The sequence below is a fragment of the Gottfriedia acidiceleris genome (genome assembly GCF_004138285.1).
Classification (GTDB): Bacteria; Bacillota; Bacilli; order Bacillales; family Bacillaceae_G; genus Gottfriedia; species Gottfriedia acidiceleris_A.
The window spans coordinates 280328-295356 of the sequence record NZ_SCFN01000005.1 but is presented as its reverse complement, the minus strand read 5'-3'; the positions used below and the strand labels follow the sequence as shown (position 1 = coordinate 295356).

Annotated in this window: 14 protein-coding genes; 1 reads left to right on the top strand and 13 read right to left on the bottom strand. The window is 31.5% G+C overall.

Features of this window, described 5'->3' with window-relative positions; all coding sequences use genetic code 11:
- The first annotated feature begins 226 nt into the window (after positions 1 to 226).
- Positions 227 to 2467, top strand: a complete 2241-nt coding sequence (locus EP747_RS10100; RefSeq protein ID WP_165346971.1) for a right-handed parallel beta-helix repeat-containing protein — start codon at positions 227 to 229, stop codon at positions 2465 to 2467.
- 65 nt (positions 2468 to 2532) lie between these two features.
- Here EP747_RS10100 and EP747_RS10095 read toward each other — a convergent pair whose 3' ends face one another.
- The 13 genes from EP747_RS10095 to EP747_RS10040 all read right to left on the bottom strand — a co-directional run bounded on the left by EP747_RS10095 (position 2533) and on the right by EP747_RS10040 (position 14998).
- Positions 2533 to 3438, bottom strand: a complete 906-nt coding sequence (locus tag EP747_RS10095) for an LCP family protein (RefSeq protein ID WP_328590720.1) — start codon at positions 3436 to 3438, stop codon at positions 2533 to 2535.
- A 164-nt stretch (positions 3439 to 3602) separates the two neighbouring features.
- Entirely contained in the window at positions 3603 to 4256 is a 654-nt protein-coding gene (locus EP747_RS10090) for an HAD-IA family hydrolase (RefSeq protein ID WP_129689751.1), read from the bottom strand.
- A gap of 22 nt (positions 4257 to 4278) precedes the next feature.
- Entirely contained in the window at positions 4279 to 5898 is a 1620-nt protein-coding gene (locus EP747_RS10085; protein ID WP_165346969.1) for an aldolase catalytic domain-containing protein, read from the bottom strand.
- 2 nt (positions 5899 to 5900) lie between these two features.
- Positions 5901 to 6641: a 3-deoxy-manno-octulosonate cytidylyltransferase gene (locus tag EP747_RS10080; protein WP_129689749.1), complete on the bottom strand. Its 741-nt coding sequence runs from the start codon at positions 6639 to 6641 to the stop codon at positions 5901 to 5903.
- A 230-nt stretch (positions 6642 to 6871) separates the two neighbouring features.
- Positions 6872 to 7741, bottom strand: coding sequence for a 6-hydroxymethylpterin diphosphokinase MptE-like protein (locus EP747_RS10075; protein WP_129689748.1), 870 nt, complete (start codon positions 7739 to 7741; stop codon positions 6872 to 6874).
- 30 nt (positions 7742 to 7771) lie between these two features.
- Positions 7772 to 8965, bottom strand: a complete 1194-nt coding sequence (locus EP747_RS10070; protein WP_129689747.1) for a leucine-rich repeat domain-containing protein — start codon at positions 8963 to 8965, stop codon at positions 7772 to 7774.
- Between the two features lie 36 nt (positions 8966 to 9001).
- Positions 9002 to 10783: an ABC transporter ATP-binding protein gene (locus EP747_RS10065; RefSeq protein ID WP_419179294.1), complete on the bottom strand. Its 1782-nt coding sequence runs from the start codon at positions 10781 to 10783 to the stop codon at positions 9002 to 9004.
- 44 nt (positions 10784 to 10827) lie between these two features.
- Positions 10828 to 11166, bottom strand: coding sequence for a helix-turn-helix domain-containing protein (locus EP747_RS10060; RefSeq protein ID WP_129689745.1), 339 nt, complete (start codon positions 11164 to 11166; stop codon positions 10828 to 10830).
- Positions 11167 to 11189: 23 nt separating this feature from the next.
- Entirely contained in the window at positions 11190 to 12323 is a 1134-nt protein-coding gene (locus EP747_RS10055; protein WP_129690168.1) for a DegT/DnrJ/EryC1/StrS family aminotransferase, read from the bottom strand.
- A gap of 67 nt (positions 12324 to 12390) precedes the next feature.
- A complete protein-coding gene (locus tag EP747_RS10050; RefSeq protein WP_129689744.1) occupies positions 12391 to 13014 on the bottom strand; it encodes an acetyltransferase in 624 nt (207 codons plus the stop codon).
- A gap of 1 nt (position 13015) precedes the next feature.
- The gene (locus EP747_RS10045; RefSeq protein WP_129689743.1) at positions 13016 to 13615 is read right to left on the bottom strand and encodes a sugar transferase; all 600 of its coding nucleotides are present in this window, start codon (positions 13613 to 13615) and stop codon (positions 13016 to 13018) included.
- Between the two features lie 26 nt (positions 13616 to 13641).
- Positions 13642 to 13803, bottom strand: a complete 162-nt coding sequence (locus EP747_RS24205; RefSeq protein WP_165346967.1) for a hypothetical protein — start codon at positions 13801 to 13803, stop codon at positions 13642 to 13644.
- A 190-nt stretch (positions 13804 to 13993) separates the two neighbouring features.
- A complete protein-coding gene (locus EP747_RS10040; protein ID WP_129689742.1) occupies positions 13994 to 14998 on the bottom strand; it encodes a glycosyltransferase in 1005 nt (334 codons plus the stop codon).
- Positions 14999 to 15029 lie beyond the last annotated feature (31 nt).

Below are 15029 nucleotides of genomic sequence, written 5' to 3'. Positions count from 1 at the left end.
CGTTTATATTAATCTTTAAAAATAGTTATCTAGTTCCAAAAAAAATCATTGAAATTGAATAAACTACTATTAATCTGCTAATCCTATTAATATGGTTTCTTTAAAAGAATAGCAACAGCTAATTAAGATATAACTATGTATTAATTTCCACTAATCTACTATCACCATAATAGATTAAGACCATAATATATTACATAAATCAAAAGTAATTGGAGATGTTAAATTCTTGAAAAAAACTTTATTTCTGTTTATTAGCGCAATATTATTGCTTGCTATAGTAATAGGAAATGTTGTTGCAATTAAAAATCCACAGAAATTGACTTCAGGAACCGCAAAAACACAACAAGCAAACGTAGTTAGTCTTAAGTCTCTATCATTTAATTCATCAAACTACGCATTTACAAAAATTAATCAAACCCAACAAGTTAAAGTAACAGCTACCTATTCAAATCAAACAAAAAAAGACGTTACAAACTCAGTTAAATATACAGTCTCAAACAAATTAGTAGCATCAATTAGTAGTTCGGGTTTAATAAAGTCTAAAAGTAATGGCACAACGACTTTAACGGCAAGTCTGAATGGAGTAGTTGCGACTACTACCATTACAGTTAATACTACTGTTCCTCCTATCAAGACGTTAGTATCCTTAACTATCGTTCCAAGTAGTCTTGATCTAACGACAAACCAATCTAAAACACTCGTCGTTCAAGCAAACTATTCAGATCAATCAGTAGTTAATGTGACCTCTCAAAGTGTATTTTCTTCTTCTAACCAAAACGTGGCAACCGTCAACACTTCAGGTGTTATAACGACTACTAATGCAGGGTCAGCTACAATCAGCGCTAGTTTTGGCGGCTTAACTCAGTCAATTCTAGTAAACGTCTCAGCTCTGACTGGACAAGTTAATGTTAAAAATTTCGGTGCAGTTGGTAACGGTACTACAGATGACACTGCCGCTTTTCAATCAGCAATTGATTATCTTGGCTCAAGAGGTGGGGGTACTGTTTTTGTTCCCTCAGGTACTTATAGCTTGAATCCAATCTTCTTAAAACCATTTGTAAACATTGTTGGTGAGAACCGTGATACAGTTACTTTAAAATTGTCCGATTCAAGTGGTTCTGGTTATTATCGCGTCATTACAATGGCTAATGATACAAAAATACAAAATATTACGTGTGATGGAAATGCAATAAAACACCTGGATGGTATTGAGCATATGCATTGTATTTTTGCATATGATGCGGATCGAATCGTAATAGATAACAACCGATTAATAAATGCTGTCGGTGACGGAGTCTCTATATCTGGCTCAACACTTGCTAGTGACGATGTGACAATTTCTAATAATATTCTAGAAAATAATGGTCGTTCAAATATAGTAGTTGAACAAGCAAATCATTTAAAAATCTTCAATAATATTAGTACAAGCACAATAGGACGTCCCGCATTACACTTTGAACCGTGGGAAGAAATGAATTTTGATGATGCAAAAATATACAATAATACTTTTACCTCTAATGCAGCCGATGGATCATACTGTATTCAGCTTGAAGGTGGAAAGAATGATAATAACTATTTTAATCATGTAGAATTCAACAATAATACAGTTAATTGTACTACTGGTGGATTTTTAGTAATGGAAACAAATGGCGCAAAAATTCATGATAATAATATAAATGTTGAACAATTTTTTATTTGGATAAAAAACAAGGATCTAGAAATTTACAATAATACAATTCATACAGAGGAAGGCTTTAGGGTAGAAGGTACTTGGGGAATCAATTCTGTAAATACTCAAGTTTATGATAATGTCGTTTCTACAAACCAAAATGCAGTTACAATCGTGGCGGGCTCAGAGGATACAAAATTTATGAGAAATGAATTTACTGGAAATGGTACTGGTGCAGCTGTTTATACTTTTGCATCCGTGACGGATATAAAAAATACTTCCTTCATTGATAATACGTTTACGAATTTTGATACCGGAATTGTCACAGATTATAATGTATACGATGTTTTAAAAGTAGATGGACTCACCATTCAAGGTAATACGTTTAAAAAGATTAACTCTTTTGGAATAAATATTAAAGGAACTACAAAAAATGTAACAGTAGATCAAAATACTTTTACCGGGGTTTCAGGTGTTTCAATAATTGTTCAAGATGGGCCTATGACAAACATAAATATTACAAATAACTCGATTTCCTCTGGTAAAAATGGTATTTACCAAACAGCGAGTGGAAAAAAAGGCTCATTATCAGGATTAATTATTTCTGGGAACCTCATTTCTTACACTACAGATAAAGGTGATGCATGGCACACCGGCGCGGCAATTGAGTTAGACCAAAACACTACTCCGCCAACAAATGTCTCCATAATAAATAACACTTTAACTGGTAATGCTGTCAATAAAATCACTGTTCCAAAAGTCTTACTTCCTTTCGTTCAAAATAATATTTTCAACTAATATATGAATTGGACAAGCCAAAAAAAGCGAGATCAAATGATCCCGCTTTTTTTCTAATCTAACCTTTACTCTAATTCAAGTTGTGCACGTAATTCACTTGAGAGTGCTAGGCGGTTCTTTTCAGGGACTTGGTAATAGTAAATCCCTTTAATCATTTCTCCGCTTCCCTGCAACTGTTCTTGTTCAACATTCCCACCTGCTTGACGGTAGTCTTTTTGAATTTTATACATTTCTTGTAATGTAAAATTTGTTACCAAATTATTTTGAATCGATTTTAAAATATCATTATAAGCAATTAAATTTTCAATTCTTGCACCTTGGTGGATAACAGCTTCAATAATTTGTCTTTGTCTTTCTTCCCTACCAAAGTCACCTCTAGGGTCATCGTGGCGCATACGTGTAAAGCTAAGCGCATCTTGCCCATCAAGTGAAATAGATCCCTTTTTGAAATGAACTCCATCATTCCAAAAATCCAATCCGTTATCAACCTTTACACCGCCAATTGCATCTACAACATCCTTAAAACCTTCCATATTTACTTCCATATAATAGTCTATGGGAATATTTAAGAATTTTTCCACTGTATTAATTGACATTTGTACTCCACCAAAGGCATAGGCATGATTAATTTTATCTACTTTATTTTTTCCAACTATTAATGTACGGGTATCTCGAGGAATACTAATAATTTTCGTTGTATTAGTATTTGGATTAACGGTTAATACCATCAATGAGTCAGACCGCCCTCTATCACCTTCCCGTTTATCAACACCTAGTAATAAAATAGAAAGTGGATCTTTTTTAACGACATTTACTGGCTCGGGCCTTCTAGTTGTTTTTTTAATCGGTTGATAAATTACTTTACCCGTACTTTCAACTTGATGATAAATGAACAAAACAGTCAAACCAGCCACTACTACTAAACCCATTAATGTTAAACCTAATCTTAAAAGGATCTTTTTCCACGTCACAATTACTTCTCCTTTTTCATTATAAGTTCATAAATAAGAACTCCTCATTATTACTAATAAGTTATTCTTGATTAAGAACAAAACTTGGTTGGATTTTTAATTATTACAGCATATTAGAAAATTGAACCTTCATCTCAAGAATTGTAATAGATTACAAAATAAACCTATAAATCTAGAAATTTCATAATATCTTTGACATTTTCCGCTATAAAAACATTTTTACTTTTTACAACTTCTTCCTTATTTTTAAAACCGTACCCATACGTTACAGCTATAAAATCAACCCCGGCGTGTTCAGCTCCAACTGCATCATGTATGCTGTCACCTATTAAAACAACTTCTGATAAATCATTCTGTTGCAAATCTGTTAGACACATTTGAATGATGTCCGCTTTACTAAGCGTATCCATCTCATCAATCCCATTAATCGAATCAAAGTATGACTTTAACTCAAAATTTAATAAGATTTCCTTTGCTAAATCGTCCCTTTTAAGAGTAGCTACTGCCGTTTTATACTCTTTCTCCTTTAATGTAGCTAGTAGTTCATGAATAAATTCATAGTGTTTTGCTTCAAATTGACCTTTTTCCTTATATCTTTCCCTATAAATTTCTACAGCTTCTCTTGCTTCGCTTTCATTATAACCACATTCTCGAATAAAGGAGTAAAAAGGTGATGGGCCAATAAAGCTTTTTTGTTGATCTAAAGTTAAGTTTGGTCCACCCATCTTATTTGCTGTATAACTAGCGCCTACCATAATTCCTTCTGAGGTGTCTAGTAATGTTCCATCTAAGTCAAATATAACAGTAGAATATTTCATTTTACCTCCAGTTATTTAAAGATTAAGCCTTACTAAGTAGGTTATTATCACAATACATAGTGGTCGTTACAAAGTTTATTTTCATTGTTTTCTCAAGTAACGACAATTGCTTTTTCATATCTTCGTTTTTCTTTACAAGCTCTTCCATCTCTATATTGTTAATCAAATCAGTAGAGAAATAATTTGTCATTTTATCTAGAGTAAAACCATCAAAGCCAGCAAGATAGACTGTATCTATCGACAAACGATTTAATAGATTTAATAACATTAAACCAGCATTATCAGATATTGTTACTTTGTCTACGAGTAAGTCAGAGTAATTGACTATAAGTGAATCGGATTCTAGTGTATTAGGAATATTTGAAGTAGTTATAATTGAGGTAGAATTTTTTATCTCTTTGATCGAATCCAACATACTATTGAATCTTTTGATATTACTCATAAATATCGCATCAATTTGATATTGCTTTGGCATAAAATTCACACTAAAAACGTAAGGGCTTTGATTTTTAATAAAGTTGGAAATCTCATCTCCTTCTGTTTCAATGGATTTACCTGGAGCGATTATTAGTATCTTTTTATTGGATATTCTTTCAGCTAAGGCTTCTAGATCTTCTGAATCGTCAACCAAATGAATTTGATGATTAATATATAAGTCTTCTATATATAACTCATCGTAAATATCCCTTTTCTTAATTGGGAGCTGTTTTAAAATTGTATTAATAGATTTTACTGAAATAGTTTGTTTGTTTATTAAGAATGAAGCATAATTCGGATGGCAATTGTTTATAGCTGCGATATAGTATGGGACCGAGTACCCCCAATTAGATTCAGTTGAAAACTTACTTAAATACTCGTCAACAATTTCCAGTAAAGGCACAACATTGTACTTTTTCTCTATATTTTCATTAATATATTGAGTAACAAGTTCAGTACATAGGTTGCCCGCTCCTCTTCCCATTCCAAATACTGAGGAATCAATAATAATATTTCGCTTTGTATGGAGTGATAGAAGTTCCTGAGCATTTGAAAATGATAATTGGAGATTATTATGTGAATGAAATCCAATACTAATTGATTCATTTAAATTATGATCAATTAGGTGGTACATTCTTAACAAATTATTTTTATACATAATGCCAAGTGTATCGACTAAATAAAATGCAAATGGCTTTAACTTATTTACTTTTTTAATTAACTCTAGGAGCTTTTCATCTGAATAGCTAGTAGTACCAACTGGTTGTATAAAAACTTTGTATCCTTTATCCATTAACATTTGTCCATAAGCTAAGGCTTCTTCAATTTCTTTTTCATTTTCATGAAATGTTATTCGAAAACCGTCTATGGATGTACCATCATTATCCTTAATTTTATCGATTGAAATATAAGGTTGATCAATCATTCCTACATAGGTAATGTTTTTATTCTTTGGGCTTATAAATTCTTTAATCCTTTCAACATCGTTAAAAATTGACTTATTATTATCGAAATCAACATCTCTGACAAAACCGCATTCTATAATATCAATATTTGATTTCGATAATTTTTCAATTATTTTCTTGATGCTCCTTTGCCCAAAATTCCAATTATTAATATAACCACCGTCGCGTAATGTACAGTCGAGTAAACTAATATTATTCATATTTACACCACGCATTCCAATCGATTTTTAATAATCAATCTCACTTTATCTAGATCCTTAGGAGTATCAACGGATAATGTAGTAACTTCAGCCTCGATAAATTTGATTTTTTGTCCGTTTTCTAAAAATCTAAATTCATCGATATCTTCCGCTTCTTCAATAGGTCCCCTTTTAGCGTTATAACAAAACTCTAAAGCACTTTTAGTAAAACATTGAACGCCGACAAATTTTTTAAAATTAAATTCATAAGTACCTTTTGGATATGGAATTGGGCTTCTAGCCATATAAAGTCCATATCCGAATATATCTGTTGTAACCTTTATTTTCGAAAAGTCGACAGCTTCCAACGGATTCTTTAATACCGTCATAAGATTAGCTACATAAATTGAACTTGGATCAACATCTTTCGGCAATATTTTAGATATGGCTTGGGAATCAATTAATGGTTCGTCTCCATTTACATTTACATAAAAGTCAGCATCTACTTTAGTAGAGACTTCATAAAGTCGATCTAAATGTGTTTTATGACTCTCAGATGTCATAACTGTTTTAATGCCATATCCCTCGCAAACAGATTGAATCCTTATATCATCTGTCGCTACATAAACCTCACTAAGTTCCTCTACCTTTTTTACTTGTTGATGAACCCACCAAATCATTGGTTTCCCACATATATCAGCTAAAGGTTTACCTTTAAATCTTGATGAATTAAATCTAGCCGGAATAACTCCAATTATTTTCATAGAATTCTCCTCCTAATTTCCTGAATGAACGTTTCTTATAACGAACAAAATGATATAAAAAGTTTGCTAATTATTCACAAAAGTTAATAATAAAACTAGTTTGTTCATAATAAAGAACAATAGGTAAAGTTAAATTATCACTTATTTATAGTAGTGTCAATTACTAAAGATAGAATATTCTGAATTCAACTCTATACTTAAAATCTAAATTTTAATGCTCCAACTTTTAACTAAATGGTCCTTTTACTTAATAATTGTTGGTTATCATTCTTATTTAGAATATCATCTAGGTTTACCCTTTCAAACACCTCAAGCATTCCCCCTCTTGTAGCATTGTAGATTTTGATTTGATTACGTTCTGCAAATTTCTTTGCTTCTTTATATGCACTAATCATTCTAATAACTGCTTCAGACGAGGTTTCTTTATATCCATAGTCCTTAAAATGTTGTGGACTATTAAGAGAATAGTTACAATCTACACCTAACAAATAGATTTCACTAAATCCCATATAGACTGCTAATTGGATCATTGAATATGTAATAGAATATCCATCGTATATTACCTTATAAGCGTCATCACTAAATTTTGTTTTATATTTTTTATGAAAGATCATGTGATTTAATAAATTTAGTGGAAAAACAAAATATCCTTTCGATATCTGCTTTTGTTTCGAAATTGAATTACTTATAAATTTATGTTGTAAATCATACTTTTCAATAGAAGGTTGCAATAGATTAAATACACCTACATCCTGTATACCATAGTATGTTGGTCTCCAGTCTGTCTCATCGAACACTAAGCAGATTGAATTCATACTTAGCGTTACTTCCTCTTTTAATAGCTCAAGGTCCGCAGTAGTTAAGCTAGGGCCAGTTGCTACAATAAAACATCTCTGTCCGTTATGTTTATTTTTTATTGATTTCAATTGCTCATATTGGCTATTTTTATTTAGTCTGATCACTCGAGAGAATTTATTTAGGTTAAAAATGCTTCTAGGTAACACATGATTAAGTAGTTTCGTTTTAGTTCGGCTTATATGGTAAATAAAAAAATATGTAAATCTATTTTTACATAGTGCTTCATTGAGCTTCACAATCATTCACCTCTCGCATTTAACTACTATTTTTTATTACCGTTTCGCAATTCTTTTTGAATAATAATGCTCTTGGTTTACTGGATTATTACTAATATCTAGTTTGTTTAATTTTGGGAGTTTATCTAAAAGTCTAAAATCAGAAATATTATTATTACTTAGATTAACCATTTCCAAATTCATAAAATATTGAATTCCATCTAAGTTACTAATATTTCTTCCACTTAAATCTAGTTCTGTAATATTACTTAGCTTTGAAATCCGTATCCACTGTTCAAATGGGTTTTCCATTTTTTCCCGTACCGCTTTTTCCATATTTCGATCAATAAAAGTAGCTACGCCCCCAATTTCTGCTGTTGTATAAAACTCTAAGTTGAGCTTTTTAGCCTCTTCAATAATCGATTTCATTGTATCGGTCGATATTCTCCATTTCCCACTTTCCTCCGATTTTTTACCCCAACCAAAGTCATTCCAGTCTACATCATTTGGTAAGATTGAATGACACATAAAGATGACATTCTTTCCAGCATCTTTTGCTATTTTAAGAATCTTTTTAATTGAACTTACGTCATCTAATTTTACTTGGTCTATACAAATCGATGGAACAAATCCCGTATGATTAAATGAAACTAGATTAGTACTGTTTAATTCTCCTCTAACACATTTAAAGTATTTGGGAGAAATTTCTAAAATAATATTTTCAGTGTAACTGGAAAATGGAAAAGCAAAGGATACAGGTTTTTTTAATTTTTCTTTCGTTTTTGAATGGGTTTGATTTTCAACCCAATTAAATAAAGCTTTTATTTCATTATCAATCCATGTACTTAATCCATTTTCATTCACGTAATTAGCAGCATTTTGATGTCTGAAACCATGATGGGCTATTTCGTGTCCCATTGCTTGTAACTCAATTATTCGATCTATTTCCTCTTGTGTATGCTCCCTTTCACCTTCATGATGATGAAACGCATTAATATTAAAAGTTACCTTCACATCATAATGTCCAAACATATCTTTTCCGTATTCATACCAATCGTTTACTCTAAAACTATCGTCAAATGAAAATGCAATACCTGGTTTATTAACATATGGAATATTTTTCTTATTACGATTTAATTCACCAGATCTGGCATTGTCATTTTTAATATTTGAAATCAACCTTCTCCAAAATTTCTTTTTATAATAAATCGAAATTATGTCTCTTAGAGTTTCATTAATTTGTCTCTTCATTTTTTACCCCACAATCTCTTTATTTAATGTACAAACCTATATCACTGACATTCCAAGCTTATTCTCTATTGATACTAATCTACCTTTACTTATTTTAAAAACTGTATCGCAATTTTTAATTGTACTTAATCGGTGTGCAATTATAATTAAAGTCTTTTCCCCTTTTAAACCATCAATTGCAGTCATGATATCTTTTTCGGTGTCAGTATCTAATGCTGAAGTTGCTTCATCCATAAATATAATTTCTGGATTATGATATAGAGCTCTAGCAATTCCAATCCGTTGACGTTGCCCTCCTGAAAGCCTGATTCCGCGTTCTCCTACTGGAGTATCCAATCCACTTGGTAAACTATTAACGAAACCTTTTAACTGAGCTTGCTCTAATGCTTTCCAAACTGCATGATCATCAATCTGATCTTTTGGAATTCCAAATGCTACATTTTCTCTAATCGAATCATCTGTTAAGAATATTGTTTGTGGGATATAACCAATCTTCTTTTGCCATACAGATTTCAATTCAACTATATTTTTACCATCAACTAAAATACTGCCTTTTTCTGGTTCGAATAACCCCAAAATCATATCTACTAGCGTCGTTTTACCTGCACCCGACTCACCAATGAATGCTACAGATTGTCCTATTGGGATCGATAATGATATATCTTTTAAAGAATACTCCTGTTGATTTGGATAACGAAATGATACATTCATTAACTCAATAGAATCTGTAAATGCTTTATTTGAATTTATATGTGATTCAGATTCACCATTTATTTGAGTTGGGTAAGTTTCATTATTAGTAAATAAATCCTCGTAAACTACAGATAAAGAAGGCTTACTAAAGCGAATGCTTGTTATTGCTGCCATAACACGATTAATTGAAGGCATTAATCGAAACGCCGCCATGGCAAACAGTGCCATTGTAGATACTATGTTGGATGTATTTTTACCTTGTAAAATAATGATTAGAACCATTACTAGTACAATCATTACTAAAATAGTTTCAATAAAAAGACGAGGAGATTGTTCTAACATTATTCTATACCGTTTGATATTTGCATTAATTTGGCTTTTACTTGTATAGGCATTAACAAAAAAGCTTTCTTTGCCTGAAACCTTTACTTCCTTGCTCGCTCCTAAACCTTGATTAACCCATTTGATCATTGTTCCGTTAACAGCCTGTTGCTCTTTTCCAAGTTCGTTCACTTTTTTTCGAAAAACTTTAAAAAATAAATACACGCTTCCCCCTAATAAAATAGAAGCCACAAGGGTTGAAAGTGTGTTTGTATAAAGTAGCAATCCTATTATACTAGCAATAACAAGCAGTTCCGTTAATAATAAAAATGCTGACATTATAATTCCTTGAAATAGATTCTGCACTTCTATATTTACATTTCGAAGTAAATCTGAGGTATTTCTTTGAAGATGGAATATGTATGGCTTAGATAAATACTCCTTAAATAATCTCCTCGATAGTTTTACTTGTTGATTTAAAATAACTCGATTTTGTGCATATTGGAAAAGAAGGATATATAAATTTTTCACAATAAAAATAATAAGTAATATACATACCGAAAATATTAAGAAAGATGTTGTAGATTGGAAATTAAACAATTTATATAAAAAATTGATGCTAGAATGTTCTTTAATAATGGAAGGGTTTGTTACAATTCCTACGAAAGGTACGATAACTCCTATTCCAAAAGTTTCAAAAAGTGCAGCAATTATCATCATAAAAAATAATAGAAGTAATTTTTTCTTTTCCCCTTTGTCAAATAAGAGAAGTAATTTTTTCGTAGTATCTACCAATTCATTCACACCTTTTCTTTCGTGGATTAATAGTTAGAAAAAATTGTCTCTTTCTAAAAATTAATCTTTGTATTTTTCCACTTCACAAATTCAAAAACCGTTTTATATTCACGAAGTTCATCAAGTTCAATTCCAGATTCTTTTAACTCCTTGGCTAATTCAAGCCATTCACTTTCTGGAGAGAGTGAGGTTTCAGATTTTTCATTTAACAAATTTTTCAACTCTACCCCTAATACCGTCGAGATTTTTTCCATTACATGAATTGAAGGGTTGTCATTAATTTCACGTTCAATATTACTTAAGTAAGATTTAGATATATTGGCCTGTTCAGCTAATTGAGTTAAAGTAAGCCCTCTCTTTTTACGGATTTTATGAATATTTCTCCCAATCACTATCTTTCACCTCTTTAATTCCGTTATTTCTTACTTAGTTTATTTATGTTCTTATCAATATTTTGCTTGAGACAACTGATGATCCTGTTTTGTTCCTCATCTGATAGACTTGATCCAGATGGAAGACACATACCTTTTTCAAATAATTGTTCAGCTATATGTTCATGCTTTGTGTGGGAGTAATATTTGGCATTCTTAAAGATCGGTTGTAAATGAAGTGGTTTCCAAACATGGCGCGATTCGATATTGTTAGTATTTAGTATTTCAATTAATGTTTTAGAGGAAATTCCTGTTTCCTTTTCATTAATTGTCAATGTAGTTAGCCAACGGTTACTTTGCGTATTTGCTAACTCAGGCATAAAACTAATCCCGGGTATATGAGCCAGTTCCTCATAATATCGTTTGAATATTTGTCTTCTAGTATTAACTCTGTCATCTAACACTTGGAGTTGCGCCCTTCCGACTCCTGCAAGTAGATTACTCATTCGATAATTAAATCCACTCTCAGAATGTTGATAGTATGGGGCTGGATCACGGGCTTGTGTAGCTAAAAAACGTGCCTTCTGTATCAGCTCTTTATTATCTGATACTAAGGCTCCACCACCAGAGGTTGTAATAATTTTGTTTCCATTAAAAGAATAAATTCCAAAATTTCCAAATGTACCACTTGCTCTCCCTTTATACGTAGAACCTAGTGATTCAGCTGCATCTTCAACAATTGGAACTTCATACTGATTACATAAAGAGACAATTTCATCCATCTTTGCGCTTTGGCCGTATAAATTTACAACAATTACTGCTTTCGGAAGTTTGTTCTCTATGTATGCATCACGTAATGCTTTTTCAAGGGCTTTCGGTGACATATTCCATGTTTCTGGTTCGGAATCGATAAAGACCGGCTCCGCCCCTTGGTAAAGAATTGGATTTGCACTTGCAATAAAAGTTAGACTTGAACAAAATACATTATCTCCTCTTGTTACGTTTAATAAAGAAAGAGCCAAATGAATCGCTGCCGTACCCGAACTTACGACCATCGCTTCACTAGCTCCTACATAAGACGCTATCTCTCTTTCAAATGCATCCACATTAGGTCCAAGAGGTGCAATCCAATTCGAATCAAATGCTTCCTGTATATATTTTTGTTCATTCCCACTCATATGAGGTGGTGATAAATAAATTCTAGTTGCTGTCACAAAATTACCCCCTTTTTAAAAATTTTCTCTCTTAACCTTTATTAATAATTCTTGTTGGTGTTCCAACAGCTTTACTGTATGAAGGGATATTTTTAATAACTGTCGATCCGGCCCCAACTACGGACCATTCTCCAATGGTAACTCCAGGAATTAATGTTGCTGATGCACCAATATGAACACCTTCACCTAATGAAACGTTACCTGTTAATGTTGAATTTGGCGAAATATGAGAATAGTCACCAATAATGTTGTCATGCTCTACAATTGAGCCGGTATTAATAATACAGTGATTACCAATTATAGCTTCTGCATTAATAACTGATTTTGGCATTACAACAGTACCATTTCCAATAATGGCTGTCTTACTTATAACTGCGGTTGGATGAGAAATTGAAATATATTGATCATCTCGTAGTTTTAATGTACTAACAATTTTTTTTCTGGAAGAATTGTCACCTACCGCAATGATAGCTCTAGTGTCGTTACTCATTAGCCTATTAATCGAAGAAAACGGTGCATAAATCATTCCGTTTTCTTGTTTTTCAAATTCATACTTATCATCTAAAATGGCAATAATTTTATGGATTTTTAGTGAATTAACCATTTCTTGAACGACTTTACTATGGCCACCATTTCCCAATATAATTATCTTCATACTACATTACTTCGTTTGAGCCTTTAAATTTTTCCATCGTTACATGGCCATGCTGACTAATACCTTCCCTTTTAATGACCTTAAAAAAAGTTAAGAAGAGAATTTTCAAATCTAGAATCGTATTTTGATTTTTTACATACCAAATATCCAATTTAAATTTCTCCTCCCATGTAATTTCATTTCTGCCATTCACTTGAGCCCAACCTGTTATTCCAGGTTTAACATTATGTCTCAACATCTGATCTTTTGTATAAAGAGATAAATACTCCATTAAGAATGGTCTTGGTCCAACTAGACTCATATCCCCTTTTATAATATTTAATAACTGGGGAAACTCATCTAAACTATATTTCCTTAAAAACTTTCCAAGGCCTGATAATCTTTTGTCGTCTGAAAGTAAATTACCTTGCTCATCATATAAATTACTCATTGTGCGAAATTTATAAAGAGAAAATGGCTTTCCATATAGGCCAGGTCTTTGTTGGGTAAATAATATAGGTGAGCCCATTTTTAACCTTATTGCAATGGCTACTAAAACTAAAATTGGAAATAATAAGATTAATAGAGTTAGTGAACTAATTAAATCGATTACTCTTTTCATATTCCTTATCTCCTATAATGAATAATTTATTTTTTGTTTCCAGAACTTGTAGCACAGACAGTGAGTATGCTTTGCTTTATTTCATTTACTGCATCCTTTGTTTCCAAATTATTTGATTCATTACCCTTTTTAAAAATATTCTCCATAATCTTAAATAGTTGCTCTTGTGTTAGATTAATTGAAATCAAAAATACCCCTCACTTACTAAAAATACTCAGTAAAAAATGTTCAAGTATACTAAAACAAAACAATTTTTAGATCTACTAGTCTAAATTCTAGCTTGGAGTCCTTTTCTAAGGTTGATTTTTAAATAGAACAAAATAAAAAATCCGCTCCATTATTTGGTACGGAAATCTAAGGTTTCTATAATAATAAGGTTTACTCAAAAAATAGGTTTTTTAGTTTAAACACTAAATAAAATATAAAACTCTGTTTATATCTTAAACAAAAAATAACGAAATTGTTGAAAGTAGAAAAATCTAGAGAACCTGTAAAAAGTGCCCTAGTTTCTTTACTAGTCATGCACTTTTTAATTTCTTTTAGCTTTTTAAAAAAGTTCCTTTTATACCCTCGTCTAGTTGCTTCATACATAGCACGAATTAAACCTGTAGCAAATTCTGTATGAATTTTGTTTATATACTCTACCTCTTTAATACTATACTTGCTCAATAATCTTAAAGACTCTCTATACACGGCTAATGCAATATCAAATTTATTATAAAATACTTTAGTTGAGATACTATTATTATGTCTAACATAATAATACAAAGGCGTTTTTATACTAAGGCCCCTACTAGCAGCATCGATATATTCCATGTTGAATAAATAATCCTCTGCTATACAATACTCCTCATTGAATAAAATATTATTATTTTTAATAACCTCTGCTTTATATATTTTATTAACTGGTGAAGCTAATAAACCAGATTTTAGCCAAACTTCTTTTAAGAAACCTTTTTTACTTTCTTTGTCATCAAAATGGCTCTCAGCAATATTATATATTTGAATGACTTCTCCCTTTTTTTCAAATATAGGAAACACTACTATATCTGCACCAAATCTTTCTGCTTCAAAATTTACTATTTTAAAAGTATCTTGCTCTATATAATCGTCGGCGTCAATAAACATTATATATTCCCCAGAAGCTTTTTGAATTCCAAAATTTCTAGCACTACTAGGTCCAGAATTCTTTTTATGATAGACTTTTACTCTTTTATCTTTATTTGAATACTCGTCACAAATATCTGCTGATCCATCTGTTGAGCCATCATTAATGAGCAATACTTCAAAATCAATCATCGATTGTGTTAGGACTGAATCTAAACAAGTACTTATATATTTTTCAACATTATACACTGGGATTATTACCGAAATAAGTGGCATCTAAATTTTTACCTCCAATTTTATTTTTTTG

What these genes read in the sequence shown, in the direction of transcription:
- EP747_RS10090 (WP_129689751.1), bottom strand. Translation starts at nt 4,256, where the DNA reads ATGAAATATTCTACTGTTATATTTGACTTAGATGGAACATTACTAGAC.
- EP747_RS10085 (WP_165346969.1), bottom strand. Translation starts at nt 5,898, where the DNA reads ATGAATAATATTAGTTTACTCGACTGTACATTACGCGACGGTGGTTAT.
- EP747_RS10080 (WP_129689749.1), bottom strand. Translation starts at nt 6,641, where the DNA reads ATGAAAATAATTGGAGTTATTCCGGCTAGATTTAATTCATCAAGATTT.
- EP747_RS10075 (WP_129689748.1), bottom strand. Translation starts at nt 7,741, where the DNA reads ATGATTGTGAAGCTCAATGAAGCACTATGTAAAAATAGATTTACATAT.
- EP747_RS10070 (WP_129689747.1), bottom strand. Translation starts at nt 8,965, where the DNA reads ATGAAGAGACAAATTAATGAAACTCTAAGAGACATAATTTCGATTTAT.
- EP747_RS10055 (WP_129690168.1), bottom strand. Translation starts at nt 12,323, where the DNA reads ATGAGTGGGAATGAACAAAAATATATACAGGAAGCATTTGATTCGAAT.
- EP747_RS10050 (WP_129689744.1), bottom strand. Translation starts at nt 13,014, where the DNA reads ATGAAGATAATTATATTGGGAAATGGTGGCCATAGTAAAGTCGTTCAA.
- EP747_RS10045 (WP_129689743.1), bottom strand. Translation starts at nt 13,615, where the DNA reads ATGAAAAGAGTAATCGATTTAATTAGTTCACTAACTCTATTAATCTTA.
- EP747_RS10040 (WP_129689742.1), bottom strand. Translation starts at nt 14,998, where the DNA reads ATGCCACTTATTTCGGTAATAATCCCAGTGTATAATGTTGAAAAATAT.